This is a genomic window from Marinisporobacter balticus (assembly GCF_004345705.1).
Lineage (GTDB): Bacteria > Bacillota > Clostridia > Peptostreptococcales > Thermotaleaceae > Marinisporobacter > Marinisporobacter balticus.
Map to the genome: position 1 here is coordinate 1 of NZ_SLWV01000011.1, position 19,261 is coordinate 19,261.

Sequence of the window (19,261 nt, forward strand, 5' to 3'; positions counted from 1 at the left end):
TTTCATATATAAATGAGCTCTAATGATAAAATTTATAGATTTTTAATGGATTGCATAAAAATTAAATTTTATACATTAGTTTCTGTGACTACTCTATGATAATCGATTATATTATATCATAGGGATATACGCATGAGTAAGAGATAAAAAAATGATGAAAATAAATTAAGGGAGTATGTTGTAACATAAGCCACAGAATTCCAAATAAATGAATGGTAGGATATAGGAAAGATATTTGAAAATAAAATATAAAAAGAATGTTATCATCAGAAAAAGGTTCTTCTATGTTTATAGTTCATAATGGTTTATCTATAGGAATGAATAAAAGATTAAGAAGCATAGAGAATGGGTAAAATAAAATTTAGAAGTTTCGTATGCCATTATCTTTAAAGAGGAGGCGATTTTTATGAATCAACAGTTATTAAAGAATATAGACTTTTCCAAAGTGATTGAGATGGAGTCGCTAGTAACCTATCAAGAAGGAAGAGTTGTAAGCAGAACATTAGCACAAGGAAAGCCTTTGAGTGTAACGTTGTTTGCCTTTGATAAAGGAGAAGAAATCAGTACCCATGTGTCAGGCGGAGATGCGCTTGTTTATATACTTGATGGAGAGGCTGAGATTGCTATCGGCGAAGAAAACTTTCATGTGAAAAAAGGAGAAACGATTGCAATGCCAGCCAACATTCCACATGGACTTGTCGCTAAGGAAAAATTCAAAATGCTCTTGATTGTTGTATTTAGTCTATAGGTGAAAAAGTATTTGATAGATCATAGAATAAAATTTATTAAGCTACATAGATTACGCATTTCATGATAATATAATGTATAATATGTCGCTGATTTAGTCAAGGAGTTGAAAGAATGCTATATAATTATGATGAAATCTTGGTAAAAGACGTAATGCGTAAGGATTATATTATGCTTAGTGAAAATTGTAAGATAAAGGATGGCATTAAAAGTTTACTAGAAAACAATATGAAGGAAATATTTATTACAGATGAAAAAAAAAATCTAAAGGGAATTATAACAGCAACAGATATTTCAAGATTTATGAAACAAAAAGTGAATGAAGAAATGCTAATGAAAGAATATATGGTGGATAAACTCATAACGGTTTGTGAAGATGAATCTTTACGAATATGTAGAAACGTTATGATAGAAAATGAAATTGGTACATTGCCTGTAGTAAGAGATACATATTTAGTAGGGGTCATAAGAAAACAAGAAATTATGAATTTTTTCTATATGGCACTTGAAAAGGCTGGAATAAAATTAGAACATGTAGTGAATTCTCTTCATGAAGCAGTATGTGTAATTGACGAAAATGGAAAAGTGATCCTTTGGAATAAAAGTGCTGAAAAATTACATAATGTTGCTGCATCTGAAATAATAGGAAAACCCTTGGCGGATTTTTTTCCAGAAGCGATGAATGTAAAAGTTTTTCACACGAAAAAACCTGTAGAAAATGTTTATCATTCTCCAAGGGAAAATTGTCATATCGTGATTAGCTCGGTACCTATTTTTATAGATGAAAGTTTTTTAGGTGTAGTGAGTACAGAGCAAGATGTTAGTGAACTACAAAAATTGGTCAAAGAGTTACAAAAAGCAAATGATACGCTTGTATTTCTAAAAAAAGAAGTAGAAAGATATGCAAATGATGGATTTGGAAAAGTGATCGGAAAAAATTTAGAATTACTAAAAAAAATTGAGATTGCTAGACAAGTGGGCAAAACAAAAGTCAATATTCTAATTACAGGGGAAAGTGGAACGGGGAAAGAAGTATTTGCAAGAGCTATACATGATTATAGTGGAGAAAAGGGACTGTTTATTCCTATTAATTGTAGTGCTATTCCAAATGAATTATTTGAGAGTGAGTTGTTTGGATATGAGCAAGGGGCTTTTACAGGGGCTAATAAAAAAGGAAAAATGGGATTGTTTGAAATGGCTAACGAAGGGACTATCTTTTTAGATGAAATAGGCGATTTGCCTATGTTTATGCAGGCAAAGCTATTAAGGGTACTTCAAGATAAAGTAGTGAGAAGAATTGGTGGAGAGCATTATACAGATATTAATATGCGGGTCATTTCAGCTACCAATAAAAATTTAAAAGAAATGGTAGAATCAGGTATATTTAGAGAAGATCTATATTATCGCCTTGATGTAGTACAAATTCAATTACCGCCACTTCGAGAGAGAGGTGGGGATATTGTTTTATTAATAAATTATTTCTTAAAGGAATTATCGAAACAAAATAATAAAGAAATTACAAAGATTGATCCAGAAGTTATGGAAGTATTACAAAGGTATGTTTGGAAAGGAAATATTCGAGAATTAAAAAATACGGTTGAATATTTAGTTGTATTGTGTAGAGGAGATACGATTACGACAGATTTAATTCCTAACTATATAATAGAAGAAACCAAGAAGAAAAAATATAAAGTAGGCGGACCACTAGACTTAAATAAATCGCTTATAGCGTTTGAGATCGATTTAATTAGGCAAGCTTTAAAATTGGCAAAGGGCAATAAAGCGCAAGCAGCAAAATTATTAAATATACCAAGAACCACATTATATTCGAAAATAAAAAACTATGAGATGGACTGACGAAAATTAGACAAAGTACGAATTTAAGACAAAAAAATATTTAGGTATTTAACAGTTCTAAAGCATTGAAATTACAACGGAAATGAAATTTTAGAATAATTACTTAATAAAAAGTCACAGAAAAACGTCGAAAATTGACTTTTTACTGTGGCTTTTTAAACAAAAGATTTTATGGGAACAAAAAACATATATTTTTTATAGCGTAGTAAAGCGAGCATGTTTGCATAAAAAAAATAAAAAAACAAATAATATATTGAGTTGGCACATATATTGCATTGTTAATTTGTGAAAAGTTTGTCTAATGAGCAAATCAAGTATTCATGATAAAGGAGGTAGAAATGTGAAGCGTGTAATGCTATTAAAACAACATGTAGGTGCACCGTGTGTACCAATTGTACATGAAGGAGATGCAGTAAAGAGAGGACAATGTATAGCAGAACCATCTGGATTAGGGGCGAAACTGCATACAAGTGTTACTGGAAAAGTAGCAAAGATTACAGAAACTGAAATCATCATAGATGCAGATGCTGTACAAAGTGAAGAATATGTGAAAATAAAAGAATGTGAAAGCATTGTAGATTCTGTTTTTGAAGCTGGTGTAGTGGGTGCTGGAGGAGCGGGTTTTCCAACACATATAAAGCTTAAGACAGAACTAGTGGACGGTTATATTATTGCAAATTGTGTTGAGTGTGAGCCTGTACTTTCTCATAATATTAAGTTATTAGAAGAAAATCCTTTGATTGTTATTAATGGAATTAAATATGCAATGGAAGCGACAAAGGCAAAAAGTGCTTGTATTGCAATTAAAGTAAAAAATAAAAAAGCAATAGAATCAATAAAAAAAGCATTAGATGGAATAGATAATATAGAAGTAAAAGAACTAAGAGATATGTATCCAATGGGTGAAGAAAGAGCCATAATACATGAAATTTTTGGAGATTGGTTAACACCAAATCAATTACCTCTTGAAGCAAATTGTGTCGTATTAAATACAGAAACGCTTGCGAATATTACTAGAGCTGTAGAAGATAGAAAACCAGTAATCGATAAGGATATTACGATTGGTGGAAAAGTTAAAAACGGAACAGGATCAAATATATTTTTCCAAATGCCAATTGGAACACCAATTAGTGAATTGATAGAAAAATGTGGTGGAATTGATGGAGAATATGGTGAAATTGTAATGGGTGGACCTTATACAGGAAAAGCAGGAGATATAAATATATCAACCGTTACAAAGATTTCAGGCGGTGCAATTGTAACGATTCCATTGCCAGAATATGATGGACCCTTAGGATTATTAGTCTGTGCTTGTGGTGCTGATGAGGAAAGATTAAGAGATATCGCAGCAAAAATGAAATCAAAAGTTGTAGGTGTTACAGCATGCAAAAATGTAGAAGTCATTAGAGGTGCAAATAAATGTGAAACACCTGGAGATTGTCCAGGACAAGCACAAGGAATCTTACAACTTAAAAAAGATGGCGCAAAGAGGATATTGATATCAAATTGTAGTGATTGTTCAAATACAGTAATGTGCTGTGCACCAAACTTAGGAATACCTGTATACCATCATACAGATCATGTATTTAGAACAGTTGATCACGAACTAACAAGAAGACTTCCTATGTAATAAAAAGAAATTTATTTTGAAATATAAGGGATATCGAATTTTAACGGTAGAAATTATATTAATTTAAGGGGGCAGATTTTAAAATGTCAATGAGTGCTGAACATGCAGAGGAATTAAAAAATGAGATTGCAGCTGTATGCTGTAGAACAGAGGAAGGAACAATCCTATCTGCAGCAAATTTAGAAGATCCAAATATTTTTCCAGATCTAGAAGCTTCAGGATTGATGAATATTCCTGAAAACTGTCTAAAAATTGGTCAAGTTATTGGTGCAAAGCTTGTGAAAACCATTGACTCATTAACACCTTTAACAGCTGACTTACTTGAAGGAATAAAAGAATTAAAAGAGGAAGCAGTAGAAGAACAAAAAGATGAAGAAAATATGGTTATAGAAAAAGATCAAGCACAGCAAGAATGCATGCATATGCAAAATGGAACAATTAAGATAAATATTGAAGAAGGAAAAGGGATCTATATTGAATTAGAAATTTAAGCTATAAAGAGAGTTTTTAAAAAAAGACGCTCCTTTATATAAATAAGAATCATCTTAATTACATCAATAAAAACAAAAGGAGGGTATAAACTATGTCAATGAGTGCAGAACACGCAGCAGAACTCAAAAATGAGGTTGCAGCTGTATGCTGTAGAACAGAAGAAGGAACAATCATATCCGCAGCAAATCTAGAAGACCCAAATATTTTTCCGGATCTAGAAGCTTCAGGATTAATGAAAATTCCAGAAAATTGCCTAAAAATTGGTCAAGTTATTGGTGCAAAGCTTATGAAAACTATCGATTCATTAACACCTTTAACATCAGACTTACTTGAAGGCATAGTAGAGATGAAAGAGGAGCATGCTTCTAAAGAAATATCACAACCAGAGCAAAAGGCTGTATTAAAAAACAACCTAAAAGCAGGAGCTGTGATTGAAGCAATAGACCTTGAAAATCCAATGAACTTTGAGAAGCTAGAGGATTCACTTTTAATTAAGCTTACAGATGCAGTTTTAACAAGAAAACAAGTAATAGGAGCAAAGCTTTTAAAAGATGCACCTGCACTTAGTGTTGTTACAGGAGAGATGCTAGAAGGATTTGATGCTTTTGTACCAGAAAAAGCAGTAGAAGTTCAAGCAGCACAAGCTGTACAATCAACTATAGTTGGTGGGCTATTAAAAATCAAAATAGCAGAAGGAAAAGGAATTGATATAGAAGTTCCAATTGGAACAGGATCAAGCGTAGTGCCTGTTAAAGAACAAGCATCTTCAGTTGTAGAAGTAGCTGAAAATAAGGTTGAAAAATTAGAAGAAAAAGTGATAAGAACTTTAACAAGAAAGCATTTTAAAATAGAAAAAGTAGAGATGGGATCTGAGACAAAAGTTGATGGAACTACGCTCTACATCAGAGAAGATATTTTAAAAAATGCAATTGCTTCAGAAGAATTAGTAGTAGATATGAAGCTAGAAATCATTACACCAGAAAGATACAATGAATATAGTGAAACAATCATGGATGTTCAACCGATTGCTACAAAAGAAGAGGGAGAGCTAGGTGAAGGAATCACAAGAGTCATTGATGGTGTGATTGTCATGGTAACAGGGACAGATGAAAATGGTGTTCAAATTGGAGAATTTGGTTCTTCAGAGGGAATCCTAGATAGAAACATTATGTGGGGAAGACCAGGTGCACCAGATAAAGGTGAAATCTTTATCAAGACAGAAGTAAAGGTTAAAGCTGGTACGAACATGGAAAGACCAGGACCTATGGCAGCGCATGAAGCGACGGATGTGATTACACAAGAAATCAGAGAAGCACTTAAAGCAGCAGATGATAGCTTAGTTGTAGATACAGAAGAATTTAAGCAAGTACGTCGCCCAGGGAAGAAGAAAGTTGTAATCGTTAAAGAAATCATGGGACAAGGTGCAATGCATGATAACTTCATCTTGCCAGTAGAACCAGCAGGAACATTAGGCGCGAAGCCAAATGTTGACCTAGGAAATGTACCGATCACTGTATCACCGCTTCAAGTATTAGATGGATGCATCCATGCAATTACTTGTATCGGACCTGCTTCTAAGGAAACAACAAGACATTACTGGAGAGAGCCTTTAGTAATAGAAACCATGAAAGATGAAGAACTAGATTTAGCTGGAATCATTTTTGTTGGTTCACCACAAGTAAATGCTGAAAAATTCTATGTATCAAAAATATTAGGGATGACAGTAGAAGCAATGGATGTAGATGGTGCGATCGTAACGACAGAAGGTTTTGGAAACAATCATATTGACTTTGCAAGCCATATTGAACAAATTGGTATGAGAGGAATTTCAGTAGTGGGTGTTACTTTCTCTGCTGTTCAAGGTCAGTTAGTTGTTGGAAATCCATATATGACTTCACTCGTTGATAACAACAAATCAGCACAAGGCATTGAAAATGAAGTTCTTGAGAACAACTGTCTTGCGCCAGAAGATGCAGTACGTGCAGTATATATGTTAAAAGCAAGAATGGGCGGAGAAGATATCAAGGAAGCTGAAAGAAAATGGAATCCAAATGTTAAGCTTAATAATATAGATGTAATAGAAAATGGAACAGGAAGAAAAATTGAGTTAGAAGCAAATGAGCAATCATTAGAAAAAAGCAAGAAGAGAAGAGAAATCTACGAAGTAGAAGAATAAGATGGGGTGATAAGGATGGATCGATTAAAATACATCTCTTCCGAAAGGTTTTTCGAAGGCATTGTAGTAGATGTAGATGATTGTTCTGTTACGATGGATCTTAAAGGAAGAATGGGCCAACTGAAAGTGCCTAGAAGATTAGTCATAACAGCATATGAAATACTGATAGGTCAAGAGGTTGGTTTTATGATGAGCTATCCAGAAATATTAGGCCCAGAGGTTGATGAAGAATACGCAACCCTTGCAAAAAGACAACAAGAAATAAAAAGGAAAATAGAAAAAAAAGAGGAGGGGAAAATATGAGTTTAACTGTATTAAAAGGACTACAATCAGAAATATTTGTACCAAATACACCTCCGGTAGTATGGACTCCTGTAACAAAACCATTAAATGAAATGGTTGTCGCATTAGCAACTGCTGCTGGCGTACATTTAAAATCAGATAAAAGATTTAATTTAGCTGGAGATACAAGCTTTAGAGTTGTTCCTGGAGATGCGCCAAGTAGTGAATTAATGGTATCTCACGGAGGATATGATAATGCAGATGTAAATAAAGATATTAACTGCATGTTCCCAATCGATAGAATGAAAGAATTAGCGCAAGAAGGTGTAATCAAGGCACTTGCTCCTGTAAACTTTGGATTTATGGGTGGTGGTGGAGACGTTAAAGTTTTCACTGAAGAAACAGGTCCTCAAATTGCACAGCAATTAAAAGAAGAAGGCGTAGACGCTGTTTTGCTAACAGCTGGATGAGGGACTTGCCACCGCTCTGCCGTGATTGTGCAGAGAGCGATCGAGGAAGCTGGAATACCTACAATTATTATTGCAGCATTACCTCCTGTAGTAAGACAAAGTGGATCTCCTAGAGTATCTGCGCCATTGGTTCCAATGGGTGCAAATGCTGGAGCGCCAAATGATAAAGAAATGCAAACGGCGATCACAAAAGAAAGTTTAGAAGCATTGGTTTCTATTCAAACGCCAGGAAGAATTGTAAATCTTCCATATGAATATGTAGCAGAAATATAGTGAACTTGTTTTGCGAAAGAAAAACATCGAAACTTTAGGTAGAGATGCTTTTCTACGCAAATCAGAAAGTTTCAATCTCCCACTTCTATAAGTGGGAGACTTTTAAAATATTATATTCAAACAAGAAAACGTTTTCAAACAGGTAATTGAGTAGGTGAAAAATATGGGACAAGAAACGATCTTGAGGAAATTAGCAATAAAATCTTTTCATATAAATGATGTAGCATTTGGAAATCAAGAAACGATAAAGTCAAATATTTTTACGATAGATTGTCAAAAAAATATCGAACTTGAGCAATCAGAAGATTTAATTGAAAAAATTACAATTGACATTATTAAACCAGGCGATTATGATCGATATGTAAATACCATAATGGATGTGATTCCTATATCTACAAAGGTTCTAGGGGATATGGGAGAAGGAATTACCCATACAGTAACGGGTGTATATGTAATGCTAACAGGTGTAGATGCAGATGGAAGGCAAATGGGTGAATTTGGTTCTTCAGAAGGAAATCTCAAAGAACAAATGATCTTTGATAGGGCAGGAACCCCTTCTAAACAGGACTATATTATTCATTTTGACGTGATATTAAAGGGTGGTTTACCGTTTTCTAGAGAACTACCAATGGCAGCCCATAGAGCTTGTGACAGATTTATTGATGGATATAGAAAAATATTGAAACAAAAAAACGGAAGAGAAGCTACGGAAACACATGAGTATTTTGATAGGGTTAGACATGGAAAAAAAAAGGTGCTTATCATCAAACAGATTGCAGGACAAGGTGCAAATTATGATAATTTTATCATGCCTCATGAACCAAGTGGCGTTGAAGGCGCAAGGTCTATTATAGATCTAGGAAACGTACCTGTAATCATATCGCCTAATGAATATAGAGACGGTGCAATAAGAGCAATGACCTAAAAGGATCGGTGATAGTTATGGGAATCGGACCATCGACAAAAGAAACGACCCTACATCATTTTAGAGATCCTCTTTTAGATGTAGTGGCAAATGATAAGGACGTAGATTTACTAGGGGTAGTGGTAGTAGGGACGCCTCAGGGAAATCGTGAAAAGTATTATGTAGGAAAAAGAGCAGCTGTGCTTGCAGAATCAATGCGCGCAGATGGGGTGATTCTTTCTGTGGATGGATGGGGTAATTCGCATGTAGATTATGCCAATACCATAGAAGAAATCGGTAAAAGAAATATTCCTTTAGTAGGGTTAAGCTTTATTGGGACACAAGGAAAATTTGTTGTGACCAATAAGTATATGGATACCATCGTTGATTTTAATAAATCACCGGCGGGGATTGAAACAGAAGTGGTAGGTGAAAACAACGTAAGTCAATTAGACTGTAGAAAAGCGTTAGCTTTTCTAAAACTAAAGATGAGGGGTGCTAAATAATGAAATTTGATAGATCAATTCATGTAATTGATTCGCATACAATGGGAGAACCAACACGTATTATTGTAGGTGGCGTACCTATGATTCCAGGGAAAACAATGCCTGAGAAGAAAGCGTATTTAGAACAAAAATTAGATCATATTAGAACTGCTTGTATGCTTGAGCCAAGAGGACATAACGATATGTTTGGATCAGTTCTTACACAACCAGCGAGTGATGAAGCGGATTTAGGGATTATCTTTATGGACGGTGGCGGGTATCTAAACATGTGTGGACATGGGACGATTGGTGCTGCTACAGTGGCTGTTGAAACAGGGATGGTGGAAGTAACTGAGCCAATCACGAAAATTACACTAGAGGCACCAGCAGGATTAGTAAAAGCAGCAGTAAAAGTAGAAAATGGAAAAGCAAAAGAAGTTTCTGTTGAAAATGTACCTGCATTTTTATATAAAGAAGATATAGAAATCCAAGTACCTGAAATAGGAAAGGTTACTTTAGATATATCTTTTGGTGGAAGTTTCTTTGCAATTGTAAACGCAAAACAACTAGGGGTAGCGGTTGAACCTAAAAATGTTAATAAACTTACAGAATTAGGTCTTATGATCCGCGATATTATAAATAAGGAAATTGAAATTCAGCATCCTACAGAAGCACACATTAAGACTGTAGATTTAGTAGAAATTTATGATGAATCTGAAGATCCAGAGGCAAACTTCAAGAATGTTGTAATCTTTGGACAAGGGCAAGTAGACCGTTCACCATGTGGTACAGGAACAAGTGCAAAGCTTGCTACATTATTTGCAAAGGGTAAAATTAAGGAAAATGAGCCATTTGTTTATGCAAGTATCATCGGAACAAAATTCAAAGGACGCGTACTAAGAACAACAAAGGTTGCAGATTTTGATGCAATTATTCCTGAGATCACTGGAAGTGCATATATTACAGGTTTTAATCAATTAGTCATTGATCCAGAAGATCCGGTAAAATATGGTTTCTCTTTCAAATAGAAAAATGTAGAAAAGTGTAGAAAAGCGTAGAAAAACGTAGAAAATTGTGTTATAATAAATAAAGTTGATAAAAAAATAACAACGAGAAATCATTTTAGGGTCTTACTTTAAAAAATCTTAATAAAAAGGGGAGATGGCATTATGGTAACAGCAATGTTAGGGGTATTAGGTGCTATGGGTGCATGGTTCGCTGTAGTATTTTTAAAAGATTTTACTAAACATAAGGATAATCTAGAAAACAACTCATGGGGTAAAGTTACTACTATTGGATTTGTAACAAACTTTTTTGATACGTTAGGGATTGGCTCATTTGCGCCGACAACTGCATTACTAAGAGGATTCAAACAGATTGAAGATAGGCTATTACCAGGAACTTTAAATATTTCTTGTACAATACCTGTTATTGTGGAAGCCTTTATATTCATAAAAGTTGTACAGGTTGATACAACAACACTAATTGCAATGCTTGTTGCTGCAACAGTTGGTGCATGGGTAGGTGCAGGAATCGTTGCGAAGCTTCCTGAAAAGAAAGTCCAGTTTGCAATGGGTATTGCATTATTTATAACTGCTTTTTTAATGTTAGCTGGACAAATGAAATGGATGCCAGGAGGCGGTGCTGCATTAAGTGAGGCCTTCGATGGTGTTAAAAATGGATTGATATACAAAACAATGGATGTTGATGGTACGATGTTAGGGGTTCCAATCGGTATTGTTGGTGGAAAATTGATTATCGGTGTGATCGTTAACTTTATTCTTGGTGCTTTAATGACTGCAGGTATTGGTTTATATGCTCCTTGTATGGCTTTAATATATCTACTTGGTATGTCTCCAAGGGTTGCATTCCCAATCATGATGGGTTCATGTGCATTCTTGATGCCAGTTGCATCAGCTAAATTCGTTAAAGAAGGGGCTTATAGTAGAAGAGCAGCAATGGGTGTTACAATCGGTGGAATAATCGGTGTATTTATTGCAGCTTATATCGTTAAATCATTACCACTAGACATATTAAAATGGCTAGTAATTGCAGTAATATTCTATACTTCTGCAACAATGATAAAAACTGCAAGTAAGAAGTAATAAATTAGGATTTTTATCATTCATAAAAATATAAGAAACTCCCTGTAGAAGTCTTTATACTACAGGGAGTTTTTATGATGCGAAGTTTTATTTTTTTGTTTTCAATTCTCTAACAACGATTGTATCTAAAACTTCACCAGCTGCATAGATGACACTGTTACAGCCTTCTTCTTCTGTTCGATAGTTTTCTTTTAACTTGGCGCAATTTCTTGATCCAAGTTTTGCTTCAAATTTTTCAATGAATTCTAAAGTAAGCGCTTTTAAATGCTCACTTTCATGTGCTACATGATTTGTAAAAATAATACCAAGAACAGCTAATGAACCTGTGAGTGCACCACATACATCTTCGATCCACATGCCTCCACTAAAAGGGGCTAAAGCTTTAAAGGTATTTGGGTCTAAATGAAGATCATAGGCTTCATTTGCTGCATAAACCATTGTTTCAGAGCAACTCAAATCATATTTACTTTTATCTCTGTATTTTTTCATCATTTCAACGAGCATGTAATTTACCTCCTATGGTATAACTATTTATGATTATAGTCTAGCAGATATAGCGGAAAGATACAAAAAAATTTTAGTTCTTAAAAATCGCTGAAATAACCAAAAATTTAAGATATAAGACAACGCTTTTTTGTGTGAATACGCTAATAAAATTTTGAAACAGTTTACTGTAAATATTGATAAAACTTATAAAATCAATTGAGCGAAAATGATATGAATATGGTAAGATAAAAGAAAACTAAAAATGAACAAGAGATTATGATAGTAGGAGGAAAGTATATGAAGATTGGGTATGCAGCATCTAGTGGAGAGACGGAATTATTTGATACACTCAAATATACATATGATCATGGATTTGATTGTGTGGAGATCAATATAAATATGCCTATTTTTTTCCCTGAAAATTTCACAAAGGAAGATAGAGAAAAGATAAGAAAATATAAAGAAGAGCTGGCGATAGAAATTACTATGCATGCACCAGAGGATATGACATTGCTTCAGCTTCAAGAAGGTATAAGAAAGGCTTCTATAGATCGATTAAAAGAGGTGATAGATTTTGGTGTTGATATAGGGGCAAGTAGAATGACCATGCATGTAGGCAGCGCTGTTTGTTTTACGCTTACGGATAGAAAATCTTATCTTGATGAAGATTATTGTGAAGCATATAAAAAAGTATTAAAGAAAAGCTTAATAGAGTTGATGAATCATGCCAAAGATAGAATAATGATTTGTGTTGAAAATTCAGGAAGATTTCCTAAAAGTGTCGTGCAAGAAACATTAGAAGAACTTTTGAAGGAAGAGCATTTGTATTTGACTTGGGATATAGGTCATTCTTATACAAATAAGTATGAAGAAGTTACATTTTTTTTGAAGCATATTGATAAAATAAAAACGTGTCATTTACATGATCATAATGGAGAAAGTGATCATCAGATTATAGGCAGTGGCAATGTAGATTTTAATTGGCATATAGATAAAATGAAATCGCTTGATGTTTACTATATCATTGAAGTAAGACCAAGAGACAATGCAGTAAAATCACTAGAAAAGCTAAAAAAAATAATGTTTTAATTAGGTGCTTTGCACCTATATTTTTTTGTGATGAAGGAGAATCTATATGGAACCATTTTATATAAAAAATATAAAATTTAGCGCACAGACAATTATTGAAAAAAGATTAGTGGTACGGAATCTTTTAATTAAGAAATCCAAGAACATCAATAGTGGTGAGATTGTACGTATTTTAAATGATGATGTCGCAGTACTCTTTGATCTGTATGATACCTATTTTTTGGATGATTATTTTAAAAAGTATTTTAGAGGTACATTGCTATTTTCTTTATCTACAAGAATGACCTATGCTGCAGGAAAAACAATTGTACTAAAGAATTTAGGAGCATTAAAAATAGAAGATGAAAAGTATGAAATCCGAATGGGTGTCAACTTTTTTCTTGCGTATAATGAAATAGAAGGTGAAAAAAACGTAAGTGGTATCCAAACGAAAGATGCATTAGAAGCCTTTCAGATTGTTTTTGAGCATGAGTTATGTCATTTGATTGAATTTTATCTTTTCAAAGCATCAAGCTGTAAACAAGATAGATTTAAAACACTGGCCAACAACATTTTTGGGCATACAGGAATCTATCATTCCCTTCCTACGAAAAAAGAAATTGCACGTAAAAAATATGATCTTCATGTTGGAGAACATATTATATTTGATTATCAAAATAAGAAATTAAGTGGATTTATTCATGGAATCAAAAAAAGAGCGACTGTGATGGTGCTAGATAAAAAAGGTAGCTATGCAGATAAAAAAGGAAATCGTTATATGAAATATTATGTGCCACTAGAAGCGTTGAAAAAGAAGTGAGGGTATTAAAGGATTTTACGGAATTTGACCAATGATAGTAGCAGGAGGAGGTATGTTTTTATTTAATAGAGATTTGTTTTTGATCAATTTTATCTATAGCTTGTTAAGAATGTATATAATAAGCATCATACCATAGATCAGTGGTAGTATATATATATAATGATTATACAAATTTTTTATTTTTACACCAAAATATTCAAGTGTCAGTACCTGGCACATGTGCAGTGGTGAAATATAATAAAACATGAATCCACTTGTATAGATAAACATAGCATATAAAAGCTTTATATGATAATTTGGTGCGAGGGGTAGGATCATAGGATAAAGGATCGCGATACTTGGCTGTGTAGAGGCTAATGGAAAAGAGATCATGCCACTAGCAATAATTATCAATAGCTCTAAAGGAATTCCTTTATCTAACAAACTATTGAGATAGATATATATTTCATGAATATCATTTACAACATTTTTAAAAATCATAATGCCTATGATGGCAATTACCATAGGTGGTCTGATACCTTTATATATGGTTTTAAATAGATTTTCGCTTATATTATATTGGGCATCTTTTTGTTTGTCATATAAATTTATAATAATACTTAGAATGATGCCGAAAACTAAAGAAATATAAAAAGGTAAATGAAATAAGACAACCCCAAGGAGACTGGCAAGTATTGGCGATGCGTAGAATAAGAATTCCAAAATGCTCTTAAGATACTGCTTTATATTTAGTTTTTCAAGGGATGGTTCAGTGTATTTTCTAAGATAAAAAATATATCCAAATATATACATAGATAAAGCAATAGGAAATTGAAGCTTTATAAAGTCCCAAATATTAAAATTACCTAACTCGGAAGCCAATATGATAGTAGGAGATAAAGGGAATACAAAATATAAGGCATGGCGAAAAATAAGATTGATAGCGGCTCGCTTATCTTTTGAAATATTTAATTTTTCTCCTAGATTTTCTACAACGGGACAAGACATTAGCGCACCACCTGTAACCAAAAGGGTCCCAATAATTGCAGGGGCGATGAGTATGGTAGCCTTACTACTCCGCAACATTTTTTCCAAAGCCACAATCATCCTATCTAAAATCAAGTATTGATCCATTAAATGACCAAGTATAGTAATCAGTCCTATTGTAAGAGCAAGACTAATGGTTGTGGACTCAGAAAATGTATTTGAAAATATTTTTAGAATAGAAAGTAAGCTTCTTCCATTTAGAAGTGCCAATAATACAGCGCCTGTCATTAAAGAATAGCCCATATTTACTTTTTTATTTACTAAAAGTAAAGTAACACCCATTGAAATAAATAAAGTGAATAGAATCATTTTTATCACCATTTTTCGTTTATTTTGAAATAAATTGTTTTAATAGCGGATTCGTATTTTTTTCTATTTCTTAATCATATATGAAATAGTGTATAAAGTCGAGAAAAACGAAAGAAAATATTTAATAAAAATGTAAATAAATCAGCAAAGGAAGTTGGAGATTGAAGGCGTATAGCTATAACCCCACGATCAAAAATCGTGGGGTTGTTAATGCTAGCTGTTAATCACAGATAAACTTCTTCTTCTGTATACACTTAAAATGAGTCCTATGGAGAGCGTATGAAATACACACAATGTACCACCATAGCTCATAAAAGGAAGGGATATGCCAACGAGAGGTATACAGTTCATATTCATGAGAATATTCAATATAAACTCAATAGCAAGAATACTCATTAACCCATTTACTAATAACTTTCCATATGGGTCATGAATATTTTTTGTAATGTGGAACATTCTTAAGAAGTAGGTAGCAATTAATGATAAAAGGAAAAAAGCCATCAATAAAATCGATATGCTTTTTTTGTTTATGTTGATCGTGGATGTATGTTTATCTAATTTGATGGTAGATTTATTTTCTTCAGGTGTACCCTTATGTGCTAGATGAAGCTTTTTGCCAACTTCTTCAGCGATTCCCATACGATGGATGGCATTTTTAATCCCCTCATCTTGTGAAAAACCATCTTCTATATATTCATCTGCTATATCTTGTATGTGGGAGTTTAATTCCAATTTGATTTCTTCGTGCGCTTCTTTATATTTTATATAAGAACATACTTGTGAGAGATAGTCATTTATTTGTGATTTTATTACTGACATATACATCCCTCCAATAATACTTTTTCTACAGCAGAACGAAATAATGTCCATTCCTTTTTCTTTTCTTTTAATGAGAATTTTCCGTCTTTCGTAATCTTATAGTATTTTCTCTTCCTTTTGCCATTTTCATCATCCCAGTAGGATTCCAAAAGCCCGTTTTGTTCTAAATTGTGTAAAATAGGATAGAGTGTTCCTTCTTTAAAAGAAAAAATACCACCTGATTTCTCTTCAATAGCTTTAATCATTTCATAACCATACATGGGATTTTGATCGAGTAGTTTTAAAATGAGGATTACAGTACTTCCTTTGAGTAACTCTTTATTAATATGCATATAAGTACCTCCTTGATTATGGAGAAAAATAGTATATACCTAGTAAAACAATACATAGATATCCTAGGTATGATTGTAACATAATTCTATCATGTTGTATAGATGAAGATAATCGGTTTTAGGAAATAGTTTACAGTAATAGATCTTTTAAAGGAGAATAGATGATTTTGTGATAGAAGTCATACTCGTTTTAGAAAATGTGGAAAATTATACAATTGTAGGGAATCTCAAATTATATATTACATTTTTTGATTAAGAAACAGTTGGTTTCCATAGAGAACATGTACTATAATAATATTAATAAAGGTTATTAGTATTTTTTTTTGAAATTATCATTGACAAGTTTTGATAATGTTTGCTAAATTTTAATAGGGACTTTTATTTTTATACAAAAAAAGAAATAGATGGTTGACTAAAGAGGGGGCTAGGGCCTTGGTCCAAGATAAAATATTACAGTTAATTGAAATTTATGGATATATAGGGATGTTTTTTGCTTTAGTATTTGGCATTGTGGGTTTACCCATACCAGATGAAATATTATTAGTTTTTGCAGGTTTTTTAGTCTCGCAAGGAAAACTAGATTATTTTTTGTTGATCATAGTTTCCTTTATAGGCAGTGTTATTGGTATATCCACTAGTTTTTTTATTGGGTATTGCTTGGGATGGCCATTTCTAGAGAAATATGGAAAATACTTCCACATAAAGCAAAAATCCTTTAGTAAGGTTGAAAAATGGTATAAGCGATATGGAAAATATGCGATTATCATAGGCTATTTTATTCCAGGTGTACGGCAGTTAAATGCTTATTATGCAGGGATTACTAAAAAGTCTTATAAACAGTTTTCGATTTATGCATATTTTGGGGGGTTTATTTGGGTTACGACGTTTATTACAATGGGTATCGTTGTAGGAAAAAGATGGTGTGTTTGGTCTCGCAATTTCCATAAATTCACTTTGTTTATGTTTTTAAGTCTTTGTATTGGACTTTCTATATATTATGTTGTTAGAAAAATTAAAAAGCGTTTTATTTAATGAAACACAACTGGTTATTTAGGCATCCTGTTACATACTGGCGTAATACAGACATAGAGAACATCAGTATGAAGATGGATTGAATTTTATCTCTAATTTTGGAAATCTATATAGATTTGCTAGTGGGATCGTTAATACTAAAGTAGTAAATCTATATAAAAAAACGATAAAAAATTTTTAGAAAAGGATTGAATAATGGATGCAAAAGTGTTAATATATTAACATGCTTATGGCAAAATATGTTTCTAGCATGAGATGATATAAGATAGCATATTATTTTTTAGTGTATATAGTTAATTTATTAACGGTTAAATTTATCTATTACAATAAAAGAAGCAAGAATATGCACTTGTTTTTTTCGCAATAGGAAGGTAATGAATGAGAGGTAAACTGTATTTTTGTATACAAATGTGAAAATATACGATATTGCAAAATGAAGTAGTAAGATAAGAATAAGTATACGGTAGATCGTATTATTCTGAAAAAAGAAATGTTAGTTAATTAACAAACAAATATATTTACATAATTTAAAAGGGGGCCATAACAATGACACATAAAGCGTATATTGTAGATTTAATGGAAAAAGCAAGAATTGCACAGAAGGAATTTGAAAACTATACACAAGAACAAGTGGATGCAGTTGTAAAAATTATTGCAAAAGTTGTTTATGACAATGCTGAAGAATTAGCAAAAATGGCTGTTGAAGAAACAAGAATGGGTGTATATGAAGATAAAGTTGGAAAAAACAAAGGAAAATCAAAAGTTATTTGGAACAACTTGAAAGATAAAAAAACGGTTGGTATTATTGACAGAGATGAAGAAAAAGGACTTATGTATGTAGCAAAACCAATAGGTGTAATAGGAGCTGTTACACCAACAACAAACCCAATTGTTACACCAATGTGTAATGCAATGTTCGCTGTAAAGGGAAGAAATTCAATTATTGTTGCACCACATCCAAGATCAGAAATGTGTAGTAGACGTACTGTAGAGTTAATCAATAAAGAACTTGAGAAATTAAATGCACCAAAAAACTTAATTCAAATTATTCATGACTCTTCAATTGAGCGTACAAATGAATTGATGAAAATGGCAGATGTAGTACTTGCAACTGGTGGTATGGGAGTTGTAAAAGCTGCCTACTCAAGTGGAAAACCTTCTTTTGGAGTAGGGGCAGGAAATGTTCAAGTTATATTGGATAGAGACGTAGACTATATGGATGCTACAGCAAAAATAATTGCTGGGAGAAAATTTGATAATGGTATCATCTGTTCAGGAGAACAAACAATTATTGCACCAACAGATAAATACGACGAAGTAATTAAAGCGATGGAAGCAAATGGTGCGTACTATATTAAAGATCAAGAAGTCGTTGATAAATTTAGAAAAACAATCTTTAATAAAACTGGAATGATCGATAAGGATGTAGTAGGGCAATCTGTACAAACAGTAGCAAAATTAGCTGGTGTTGAAGTTCCTCAAGATACAAAAGTAATCTTATTACAAACCAATGGAATCGGAAAAGAAGATATCCTGTGTAAAGAAAAAATGTGTCCTGTAATGGCAGCATTTAAATATGATACTTTTGATGAAGCACTTAAAATTGCACAAACAAACCTAGATTTAGAAGGAAGAGGACATACAACTGCTATTCACTCTAATACAGCAGAGCATATTGAAAAAGCGGGTGTATACTTAACAGTAAGTAGATTGGTTGTAAATGCACCATCATCAACAACTGCAGGTGGATCACTTACAAATGGTTTTGCACCAACGACTACACTCGGATGTGGAACTTGGGGAAATAATGTAATTTCTGAAAACCTTGATTACAAACATTTAATCAATGTATCAAGAATAGGAATGGTTGTTGATAAGAAAGTTCCAACAGACGAAGAAATTTGGGCATAAAAAAATGGTATCCTTAGGGATACCATTTTTTTATAGG

The 19,261-nt window shown here is 32.9% G+C and carries 19 protein-coding genes; 15 read left to right on the top strand and 4 right to left on the bottom strand.

Going from position 1 to position 19,261, the window contains the following annotated elements:
- Window positions 1-406: 406 nt before the first annotated feature.
- From EV214_RS09185 to EV214_RS09235, 11 genes are all read left to right on the top strand, one after another.
- Window positions 407-748, top strand: coding sequence for a cupin domain-containing protein (locus tag EV214_RS09185; RefSeq protein ID WP_132245000.1), 342 nt, complete (start codon window positions 407-409; stop codon window positions 746-748).
- Window positions 749-861: 113 nt separating this feature from the next.
- Window positions 862-2,604, top strand: coding sequence for a sigma-54 dependent transcriptional regulator PrdR (gene prdR / locus EV214_RS09190; protein ID WP_132245002.1), 1,743 nt, complete (start codon window positions 862-864; stop codon window positions 2,602-2,604).
- A gap of 352 nt (window positions 2,605-2,956) precedes the next feature.
- Window positions 2,957-4,234 (top strand): proline reductase-associated electron transfer protein PrdC, encoded by a 1,278-nt coding sequence (gene prdC, locus EV214_RS09195; RefSeq protein WP_408631301.1) that lies wholly within the window; start codon window positions 2,957-2,959, stop codon window positions 4,232-4,234.
- 83 nt (window positions 4,235-4,317) lie between these two features.
- A complete protein-coding gene (locus tag EV214_RS09200; RefSeq protein ID WP_132245006.1) occupies window positions 4,318-4,725 on the top strand; it encodes a sugar transporter in 408 nt (135 codons plus the stop codon).
- 347 nt (window positions 4,726-5,072) lie between these two features.
- Entirely contained in the window at window positions 5,073-6,902 is a 1,830-nt protein-coding gene (prdA, locus tag EV214_RS09205) for a D-proline reductase (dithiol) proprotein PrdA (RefSeq protein WP_408631302.1), read from the top strand.
- Between the two features lie 15 nt (window positions 6,903-6,917).
- Complete coding sequence (locus EV214_RS09210) at window positions 6,918-7,205, top strand: CBO2463/CBO2479 domain-containing protein (RefSeq protein WP_207669663.1); 288 nt, start codon at window positions 6,918-6,920, stop codon at window positions 7,203-7,205.
- Window positions 7,202-7,927, top strand: a complete 726-nt coding sequence (prdB, locus tag EV214_RS09215) for a D-proline reductase (dithiol) protein PrdB (protein WP_132245012.1) — start codon at window positions 7,202-7,204, stop codon at window positions 7,925-7,927. The genes EV214_RS09210 and prdB overlap by 4 nt, the downstream gene beginning before the upstream one ends.
- A gap of 163 nt (window positions 7,928-8,090) precedes the next feature.
- On the top strand, window positions 8,091-8,852 hold the full coding sequence (prdD, locus tag EV214_RS09220; protein WP_132245014.1) for a proline reductase cluster protein PrdD: 762 nt from the start codon (window positions 8,091-8,093) through the stop codon (window positions 8,850-8,852).
- A gap of 17 nt (window positions 8,853-8,869) precedes the next feature.
- Window positions 8,870-9,337 carry a glycine/sarcosine/betaine reductase component B subunit gene (locus tag EV214_RS09225; RefSeq protein WP_132245192.1) on the top strand — a complete coding sequence of 156 codons (468 nt, stop codon included), beginning with the start codon at window positions 8,870-8,872 and terminating at the stop codon, window positions 9,335-9,337.
- Entirely contained in the window at window positions 9,337-10,344 is a 1,008-nt protein-coding gene (locus EV214_RS09230) for a proline racemase (protein ID WP_132245016.1), read from the top strand. Before EV214_RS09225 ends, EV214_RS09230 begins: the two co-directional genes overlap by 1 nt.
- 141 nt (window positions 10,345-10,485) lie before the next feature.
- Complete coding sequence (locus EV214_RS09235; protein WP_132245018.1) at window positions 10,486-11,421, top strand: sulfite exporter TauE/SafE family protein; 936 nt, start codon at window positions 10,486-10,488, stop codon at window positions 11,419-11,421.
- Window positions 11,422-11,508: 87 nt separating this feature from the next.
- On the opposite strand, the gene EV214_RS09240 is transcribed toward EV214_RS09235, so the two are convergent.
- A complete protein-coding gene (locus EV214_RS09240) occupies window positions 11,509-11,925 on the bottom strand; it encodes a C-GCAxxG-C-C family (seleno)protein (RefSeq protein ID WP_132245020.1) in 417 nt (138 codons plus the stop codon).
- Window positions 11,926-12,204: 279 nt separating this feature from the next.
- On the opposite strand from EV214_RS09240, the gene EV214_RS09245 reads away from it, so the two are divergent.
- On the top strand, window positions 12,205-12,996 hold the full coding sequence (locus EV214_RS09245; RefSeq protein ID WP_132245022.1) for a sugar phosphate isomerase/epimerase family protein: 792 nt from the start codon (window positions 12,205-12,207) through the stop codon (window positions 12,994-12,996).
- A gap of 46 nt (window positions 12,997-13,042) precedes the next feature.
- Entirely contained in the window at window positions 13,043-13,795 is a 753-nt protein-coding gene (locus EV214_RS09250; protein WP_132245024.1) for a hypothetical protein, read from the top strand.
- A 93-nt stretch (window positions 13,796-13,888) separates the two neighbouring features.
- Here EV214_RS09250 and EV214_RS09255 read toward each other — a convergent pair whose 3' ends face one another.
- The 3 genes from EV214_RS09255 to EV214_RS09265 form a co-directional block, all read right to left on the bottom strand.
- A complete protein-coding gene (locus EV214_RS09255) occupies window positions 13,889-15,130 on the bottom strand; it encodes a DUF401 family protein (protein WP_165916316.1) in 1,242 nt (413 codons plus the stop codon).
- 213 nt (window positions 15,131-15,343) lie between these two features.
- Window positions 15,344-15,949 carry an FtsW/RodA/SpoVE family cell cycle protein gene (locus tag EV214_RS09260; protein WP_132245028.1) on the bottom strand — a complete coding sequence of 202 codons (606 nt, stop codon included), beginning with the start codon at window positions 15,947-15,949 and terminating at the stop codon, window positions 15,344-15,346.
- Window positions 15,940-16,281 carry a PadR family transcriptional regulator gene (locus tag EV214_RS09265; protein ID WP_132245030.1) on the bottom strand — a complete coding sequence of 114 codons (342 nt, stop codon included), beginning with the start codon at window positions 16,279-16,281 and terminating at the stop codon, window positions 15,940-15,942. The genes EV214_RS09260 and EV214_RS09265 overlap by 10 nt, the downstream gene beginning before the upstream one ends.
- A 432-nt stretch (window positions 16,282-16,713) precedes the next feature.
- On the opposite strand from EV214_RS09265, the gene EV214_RS09270 reads away from it, so the two are divergent.
- Window positions 16,714-17,313: a DedA family protein gene (locus EV214_RS09270; RefSeq protein ID WP_207669664.1), complete on the top strand. Its 600-nt coding sequence runs from the start codon at window positions 16,714-16,716 to the stop codon at window positions 17,311-17,313.
- A 546-nt stretch (window positions 17,314-17,859) separates the two neighbouring features.
- On the top strand, window positions 17,860-19,224 hold the full coding sequence (locus EV214_RS09275; protein ID WP_132245032.1) for an aldehyde dehydrogenase family protein: 1,365 nt from the start codon (window positions 17,860-17,862) through the stop codon (window positions 19,222-19,224).
- Window positions 19,225-19,261 lie beyond the last annotated feature (37 nt).